At 42.5% G+C, this 8,708-nt stretch carries 5 protein-coding genes; 1 reads left to right on the plus strand and 4 read right to left on the minus strand.

Annotated elements, in window-relative coordinates; all coding sequences use genetic code 11:
* Positions 1-99 precede the first annotated feature (99 nt).
* The gene (locus L4C33_RS16775; protein ID WP_428813559.1) at positions 100-1,782 is read left to right on the plus strand and encodes an aspartate:alanine antiporter; all 1,683 of its coding nucleotides are present in this window, start codon (positions 100-102) and stop codon (positions 1,780-1,782) included.
* 179 nt (positions 1,783-1,961) lie between these two features.
* Here the strand turns inward: L4C33_RS16775 and fabV are convergent, their stop codons facing one another.
* The 4 genes from fabV to L4C33_RS16795 all read right to left on the minus strand — a co-directional run.
* On the minus strand, positions 1,962-3,164 hold the full coding sequence (gene fabV, locus L4C33_RS16780; protein WP_428813560.1) for an enoyl-ACP reductase FabV: 1,203 nt from the start codon (positions 3,162-3,164) through the stop codon (positions 1,962-1,964).
* Positions 3,165-3,413: 249 nt separating this feature from the next.
* Positions 3,414-5,696 carry an acyl-CoA dehydrogenase gene (locus L4C33_RS16785; protein ID WP_428813561.1) on the minus strand — a complete coding sequence of 761 codons (2,283 nt, stop codon included), beginning with the start codon at positions 5,694-5,696 and terminating at the stop codon, positions 3,414-3,416.
* A 63-nt stretch (positions 5,697-5,759) separates the two neighbouring features.
* On the minus strand, positions 5,760-6,389 hold the full coding sequence (gene psrA / locus L4C33_RS16790) for a TetR family transcriptional repressor PsrA (RefSeq protein WP_428813562.1): 630 nt from the start codon (positions 6,387-6,389) through the stop codon (positions 5,760-5,762).
* A gap of 426 nt (positions 6,390-6,815) precedes the next feature.
* Positions 6,816-8,708 (minus strand): VCBS domain-containing protein (locus L4C33_RS16795; RefSeq protein ID WP_428813563.1); only part of this gene is annotated, 1,893 nt, incomplete at its 5' end.

Raw genomic sequence — 8,708 nt, forward strand, 5'->3', positions numbered from 1 at the left:
ACTAACCCTTATATTACTAACCCTTATATTTTTGTAAGATTCCGATACAATTCACCACTCATCTTTCCTGTTTCGCGCACAATATATTGAGCCCCAGTTGTGAACATCGACGTTGTTTTTTTGCTTGAGCAAAACCCTATCCTTCTTATTTTCGTAGTCCTCGCTATTGGCTTAGCCATTGGTAAAATTCGCTTTGGTAGCCTGCAATTAGGTAACTCTATTGGCGTGTTAATTACATCGCTGATCATGGGTCACCTTGGGTTCTCATTTAATGCAGATGCCCTGACGATTGGTTTCATGCTGTTCATCTATTGCGTAGGTATTGAAGCTGGGCCAAACTTCTTCGGTATATTTTTTAGAGACGGCAAACACTACTTAATTCTCAGCCTCGTCGTACTAACCTCTGCAATGGCGTTAACCTATTTTAGTAGTCATTACTTAGGCTTAGATTTTGGCCTGTCAGCAGGGATGATGGCTGGAGCTCTTACTGCAACGCCTATATTAGTAGGTGCTCAGGATGCCCTAAACTCTGGGTTAGCTAACATCCCACGTAACATGGATATTGGCTTAGTCATTGAAAACTTATCCGTTGGCTACGCTATGGCGTACTTGGTTGGCTTAATCAGCATGATCATGTTTGCTCGCCTTTTGCCTAAGCTTCAAAAAGTAAACCTACACGACTCTGCCGAACAAATTGCGCAGGAGCGTGGCCTAGGCGCATCGGGGCAACGTAAAGTCTACTTACCGATCATCCGCGCATACCGCGTTGGTCCAGAGCTAATTCAATGGACAGATGGTAAAAACCTTCGTGAACTGGGTATCTACCGCCAGACAGGCTGCTATATCGAACGAATTCGCCGTAATGGTATTCTTGCCCACCCAGATGGGGATGCAATTCTTCAAGAAGGTGATGAAATCGCGCTAGTGGGTTTCCCAGATAGTCACGCTCGACTAGATCCAAGCTTTAGAAATGGTAAAGAAGTATTTGACCGCAACCTACTCGACTTGCGTATTGTCGAAGAAGAAATCGTGGTTAAGAGTGATAACATCGCGGGTAAACGCCTTTCAGACCTAAACCTTTCAGAATACGGTTGTTTCCTTAATCGCGTGGTGAGAGCTCAGATCGAAATGCCAATGGATTTGAACATTGTTTTGGCTAAAGGTGATGTGCTACAAGTCAGTGGCGAAAAGAGTCGAGTGCATGGCCTTGCTGAGAAAATCGGATTTATCTCGATTCACAGCCAAATGGCAGACTTAATGGCCTTCTGTAGCTTCTTCATTCTTGGTATTTTGTTTGGCTTGATCACCATGACTTTTGGTCAAGTATCTTTCGGCCTAGGTAATGCAGTTGGCCTATTGCTTTCAGGTATTACGTTAGGCTTCTTAAGAGCTAACCACCCCACTTTCGGCTATGTCCCACAGGGCGCACTGAATATGGTTAAAGACTTAGGCTTGATGTTCTTTATGGTCGGGATTGGTTTAAGTGCCGGAGGTAAAATGTTTGAACACCTTACGCAAATAGGCCCTCAAATATTAGGGATAGCATTTGTGGTAAGTGTGGTGCCTGTAATGCTCGCTTACTTTGTAGGTGCATACGTATTGAAGATGAACCGAGCTTTGCTATTTGGAGCTATCATCGGCGCTCGTACTTGTGCCCCAGCAATGGATATTGTGAACGACTATGCTAAGTCAACAATTCCTGCGCTAGGCTATGCTGGTACTTACGCAATAGCCAATATATTGATGACCCTCGCCGGAACCTTCATCATCATTTTGAATTAGTTATAAGGCTTATTTCGGTAAGCCTGACGATTTCTGACGTTACTGGCACACAACACGCCCCCTTACCTACTATTCAATAAGCTTATATTCGATAGACTTACACTCAGAATGGGCTTTTAAAGACAAAAAAAATAGGCGCTCATTGAGCGCCTATTTTGTATTTAACTCGTGTAAACAAATTAGATGTCTGTTACATCAAATTCTACAGCTGGGTTTACGTCAGCTTCGTAATCAACACCTTCAACACCGAAGCCAAACAGCTTCAAGAACTCTTCTTTGTACTCAGCGTAGTCAGTCAGCTCTTTCAAGTTTTCAGTTGTGATTTGAGGCCATAAGTTACGACAATGCTCTTGAATGTCATCACGTAGCTCTAAGTCATCCAGGCGTAGACGGTTAACGTCATCTACTTCTGCAGCACTGCCATCTTCTTTGTATAGACGTTGGCTAAACATGCGGAAGATTTGTTCCATGCAACCTTCGTGAATGCCTTCTTCACGCATTTTCTTGAACACCATTGCGATGTAAAGAGGCATAACAGGGATTGCTGAGCTTGCTTGCGTCACTACAGACTTAAGAACCGCTACGTTTGCTGTTCCGCCAGTTTGGCCAAGCTTCTCATTTAGAGCCGTTGCAGCACGGTCTAAGTCCATCTTAGCTTTACCTAGTGCGCCATCCCAGTAGATAGGCCACGTAAGCTCAGTACCAATGTAGCTGTAAGCAACTGTTTTACAGCCGTCAGCAAGTACACCAGCTTCAGATAGAGCATTGATCCAAAGTTCCCAATCTTCACCGCCCATTACTGTAACAGTGTCTTTGATCTCTTCTTCTGTCGCAGGCTCAACGCTTGCTTCAATGATCGCATCTTTATTCGTATCTACTGCAGTAGATGTGTAAGTTTCACCGATTGGCTTAAGAGAAGAACGAATTACTTCGCCAGTCTCTGGCATTTTACGTACTGGAGAAGCCAGCGAGTAAACAACCATATCGATTTGACCTAGATCTTCTTTGATAAGATCGATAGCTTTTTGCTTAGCTTCGTTAGAGAAAGCATCGCCATTCAAGCTTTTTGAGTAAAGGCCTTCTTCTTTAGCTAGCTTATCGAAAGCTGCAGAGTTGTAGTAACCTGCAGTGCCGGTTTTTTTCTCAGTACCAGCTTTTTCAAAGAAAACACCGATAGTCGAAGCGCCGCCACCAAATGCAGCTGCGATACGAGAAGACAAACCATAGCCACTTGAAGAACCCACAACTAGCACGCGCTTTGGTGCGTTAGCGATTGGGCCTTGAGCTTTGGTGTAAGCAATTTGTTCTTTTACGTTCGCTTCACAACCAACAGGGTGTGTTGTAGTACAGATGAATCCGCGAATTCGAGGTTTGATGATCATATTCAACTTCCTTAAAAAATCCTTCGTAGGATAAGAGTTTCATCCACAAATGGCATCTAATTTCTTCAAAATTGTCGTGATTTTGCAAGTGGTTGGATCACTATTCGCTTTTTTGGTTTCATTCGTTGCACTTTTTAACTCAATATCTCACTTATTATGAATAAACCAAATAACTGAAATTCAATGAAAAGAGAAAGGCACCGATAGTCGGTGCCTTTTTATTTAACCTATAAGGATGAGCTTGAGCGGTTAAGCAACGCTATCCAATTTTGGTTTTAACTCTTTGCGAGTCAAAGTTTCACTAAAGTCATGGCTAAAGTGGTCAACTTGAATTGCTGTGTAGCGTAACTTATCTGCTTCAACAATTTGGTCTACTTCAGCTTGCGTTAGTACGTCAGCTTCAAGTGCTTGCACTAATCTATCAGCTAGTAAGCCCTTTCTCGCCACTTTGCCCTCTTTAACCCCACGCATGAGTTTTCTTTCGAGACCTTTAATCTCATACATAGCAATGAATGCTTTTTCCATAATACCAACGCTATCATCTTCCTCTTTACCTACATAACATAGGTGAGTCAGACGTTCACGGTGCGCCCCTGGAGTCATGATGCTTTCGGCAATCTTCATTGTTAGGTTATCACTTGGTTTTTCGAAATGATTACCTACAGGGAAGATTAGTGCTTTCAACAAGCCACCAACCGCTTTGCTAGGGAAATTACGATAAGCTTCTTGCAGCGACTTAGCGCCATTATGTAAACAGTGTTGAACAGCATAGTGAACGTAATCTAAATCAGCTTGCTGACGGCCTTCATCTTCGTATTTCTTCAAAGCAGCAGACGCCATGTATAGGTAGCTTAAGCCATCGCCTAAACGTGCAGAAATAAGCTCTTTACGTTTAAGTTCACCACCTAGAGTCAACATAGCAAAGTCAGCACTCACCGCTAGTGCACGGCTTAAACGAGTAAGGTCTTTATAATAAACTTGTGTCGGCCCGCTCATATCTGCTTTGATAAAGCGAGAACCTGTTAATGCTGCACCAAACGCACCAAACGTATTTTTCGTTGCGTGTGAGATATGCTTGAATAGAAGTTTGTCGAACGCTTTAGCGCCCTCTTTTTCATCAGGATTAGCCGCAGCTTCCATTTCTTGAAGTACATAAGGGTGACAACGTGTCGCGCCCTGACCGAAAATCATCAAGTTACGAGTCAGAATATTCGCGCCTTCTACAGTAATCGCTACTGGAATACCTAAATACGGCGCTACAAGGTAGTTCATAGGGCCATCTTGAATTGCACGACCTGAGTGAATGTCCATTGAGTCGTTAAGAATAGTACGAGCCATTTCTGTCATGTGGTACTTAGCAATTGCCGTTACAATCCCTGGCTTCTCTTTCATATCAAGAGAAGTCGTCGTTAGAGTACGTGTTGCTTCAAGAAGGTAAGTCAAACCACCGATGCGGCCAAGGCTTTCTGCTACACCTTCAAACTTACCAATGGACATACCGAACTGCTTACGAACATACGCGTATGCACCAGTCGTACGAGCCGTTAGGTGACCCATCGCTGTACCAAGTGCCGGTAGAGAAATACCACGTCCAGCAGACAAACACTCAACAAGCATACGCCAGCCTTTACCAGCAAACTCTTGTCCACCGATCAACCATTCCATTGGAATGAATACATCGTGACCGCGTGTAGGGCCATTCATAAATGCTAAGCCTAGTGGATCATGACGTTCACCGATAACAACACCTTCGTGATCCGCTGGAATAAGTGCACAAGTGATACCAATATCTTCTTTATCGCCAAGTAGCTTATCAGGGTCTTGAAGTTTGAATGCTAGGCCAAGAACCGTTGCCACAGGTGCAAGCGTAATGTAACGCTTGTTCCAGTTAAGACGAATACCTAAGACTTCTTTACCTTCGTGCATGCCGTGGCAAACAGTACCGATATCAGGAATACCACCTGCATCAGAGCCTGCTTCTGGGCCAGTCAGAGCAAAACATGGGATGTCTGTACCATCAGCTAAGCGTGGCAACCAGTAATCTTTTTGGTCTTGAGTACCGTAGTGAGACAGAAGCTCACCTGGGCCTAAAGAGTTTGGAACCATAACTGAAACAGCGGTACTGATACTGCGAGTAGCGATTTTAGTTACAATAGTCGAGTTCGCTAGCGACGAGAAATTACGTCCCCCGTACTCTTTTGAAATGATCAACGAGAAGAAACGCTCTTTACGTAAGAATTCCCATACCTCTGGCGGTAGATCGCGGTCTTCTTTAACGATCTTATGATCATCAAGCATAGCCAGTAACGTTTCTAGTTCATTATCAATGAACGATTGTTCTTCAGTAGTTAATTCTGGCTTTGGATATTTATGTAGCTTGGAAAAATCTGGCGTACCTGAAAATAGTTCACCATCCCACCATACACTCCCTGCTTCCATCGCTTCTTTTTCGGTACTAGAAAGCGGCGGTAAAACTTTTTTAAAGAATTTAAAAGCTGGGTCACTTACCCATTTTTGTCTTAGAGAGCTCATAGTTCAGATCCTTTTGTTCACTATTGGTTGTGACGATTTTGTATTTTTATTGGTATTTTAATTTTAGTTGCTGGCTGACATGCCAGCGGACAAATAAGGGATAAGTAAATCAACGACAGCTTTTGCATCGACTTTTGTCCCGTAATCATTTTCTGCGATTTCAGCTAATGCTTGGCTTGATGCCATAGTGAAAACACATGTCCCTAGAGTGAAGTGAAGCCTCCAGAATAACTGCTCTTGGCTTAATTCAGGGTTGGCTTTTAATACAGACTCAGTAAATAGATTAAGTACGTCGCTATAACGAGTTGTGATAAACCAACGTAAGTGACCTTGAACATCTGTATAACCACGCCCGATCAGCAGCATAAAGCGGCTGGTACCGTTAGGTCTTACATCATTAAGGGAACGCAATGGAGCCCGTAAAGATTCAAATACGTCTTCCATCTTATAATTTTCGTTCAGATTCAAAGTGACTAAGGCATCATGCAGCACTGGCATAAACGCCTCCAGATAGCGATTGATAACCGCTCTAACCAAGGTTTTCTTATCTCCGAAATGATAATTAACAGAAGCCAAATTGACGTTCGCTTTGCTGGTTATCGTTCTCAGCGAAGTGTCATTAAAGCCATGTTCAGCAAACAGGCTTTCTGCTACATCTAAGATCTTTTCCTTGGTGCTACTTCTTGGTGCCATTTTAATCACTCGTATTAAACAACTGTTTGAAATATACGTTCTGAACATTTAATTAACAAGCAATTAACATCACACTTTTGAATATTGGTCGTACCAGTTAACACCTGTACGCTGTAACTCGCTGAATTATCTATATTTCAAAATAAATACGTAAAAAGTTTATTTTTTATGGAACTGATTGGGTAGGTGTGTGTCTCACTTAGTGTAGAGAGCAGGGCTTTTAGAGATTTAACAGGCCGTCAAATCTTGTTTTTATCTGTGTCTCCACACTGCTTTATTCTAATTAACTCCTATGTTTGTATCCGCCCAAACCGATTTGGTTTGGGCTTTTTTTTGTTTGAAATATACCAACCTTACTCAGGGTGGTATTCACGCAATAAAAAAGCCTCCCAAAGGAGGCTCTTTGTTATTTATCTAGTTTCAAATTTAAGCGGCATCATTTTTGATGAGGTCACTCAATATTGCAAGGTCATCTAGAGGATTACTTAGATCAGCAACCACATCTTCTACTACAATGATCTGCCCTTCACTACTTCCATCAATAGGTATGGTCAAAGTTACATCATCACCGTCGACATCAACCCCAATAGAGCCAAGAAGGTCATTAACCTCGGTTAAATCTGTTGGATCGTCGAGTAGATCGTTGAAGTCAATTAGGTCTCCAGACACACCATCGTGTACTTCGAAGTCCTTAATAACAWCAGTACCGCTATCTAATGTAGAATCGAGCCAAGTGAACAAATTCGAGTCATCATTACCTATTAGCAAGTCGTTACCGAGCTGAGCAACAAGGTCTTCGCCATTTTCTGCCGTATGCACATCGTATTGTTCTGAATCCGAAACATCGATAGAGACTGTTTCTGTACTACTTTCAGCACCATTTGAATCAACCACAAGATAATCAAAGGTAACGTCTTCGGTCACTTCTTGGTTACCTGATAAGTATCTTAATTCCCAACTACCGCCCGAGGATGACATTTCCATTTGCACTATAGGGTTATCTGGTGAGGCAAAACTAAAGTCATACAGAATTTGGGAATTACCAGTATGTCCTTCGTCTTTCTGGTATTGCTCGGTATGAGTACTACCGTCCTCTAAGGTGTAAACAACTTCAACATAAACGTTACTGTTAGTGTTAAACGCCCCTCCCATTCCATCAAGACCAAAGGTCACCACATCCAATGGGTTATCAGATAGATCTATGATAAGTGTTTCCTGTTTGTTCATTCCTCGACCATCTGTATCACCAATACCATGGCCTACATGAGATTGTTGTCCCTCATATTGTTTCAAAGGTTTGTTATTGTTATCAGTGATAGAAATACCAATAGTATTACCGTTATCCAGTGTGATTAATCGCTCAGTAGAACTAACCTCCTCTCCCCAATTATAAAAACCATCTACTAAATCAGGCATATCTTCAGGGTCACCGCTATATCCCATTTCGAAAGCAGGACCAGCCCCCGGAACAAAACTAATACTGTCTTGATCAAACAAGGTCTCACCGTCGACGTCTGCTTGAGTAATTTCCCGAGTCAGGCCGTCACTATTGGTAAACAGTAACGTACCAGTATCGGGTAAAGAGGTAATTTTGATATTTAGTGGCAAGCCATCGTGGTCATCTTCATGATCAGAAATATGGTCATCAGCTAGTACATCTGAATCAAACACTATCGGTACTATTAGATTATCTTCCGCGTCAACTGAGAAACTTTCTGCGACTGGTCCATCGTTAGTACCATTTATGGTGATCTTAACGAAGCTTGGTGTGCCATCAATTGAAGTGAGGTAGAAAGTTTCAGTTACACTATCATCAACATTTAAGTAGTCAAAAGCACTGTTGGCTAAGAAGGTCCAATTACCGTCTTCATCCAGATCAAATGTACCAATTGAACCAATAGTATTCACAGCCACAAACTTGTTGTCTTCGTTATCGATATCACTAGAGGTTAGCGTACCATCCGCTTCTAATGGCTCATTAGTTTCACTCATCGACACATCAGCACTACTGACCGTAGCTGCATCATTAGTTCCCTGTATATTAACAACTATTGTTTGAGTAGCGGTTCCATCAAACGACTCGACCTCCAATTCATCAGTCACCAGATCATCAATATTTAATGGATCAGCTAGAGTCTGGTCTAGAAGATAACTCCACACACCTGTAGCAGGGTCGAAACTGAACGTACCATATGTACCGACAAGACTTGGAGGCGTTTTAAATTTCGATTCTCCGTCATCCACATCAGTAACCGTTAATACACCTCCGGCACTCGGATCGCCCACAACCCCAGTTCCCGCTTCAACCACATTTACATC

The sequence above is a fragment of the Vibrio makurazakiensis genome (assembly GCF_050337375.1).
GTDB classification, from domain to species: Bacteria; Pseudomonadota; Gammaproteobacteria; order Enterobacterales; family Vibrionaceae; genus Vibrio; species Vibrio makurazakiensis.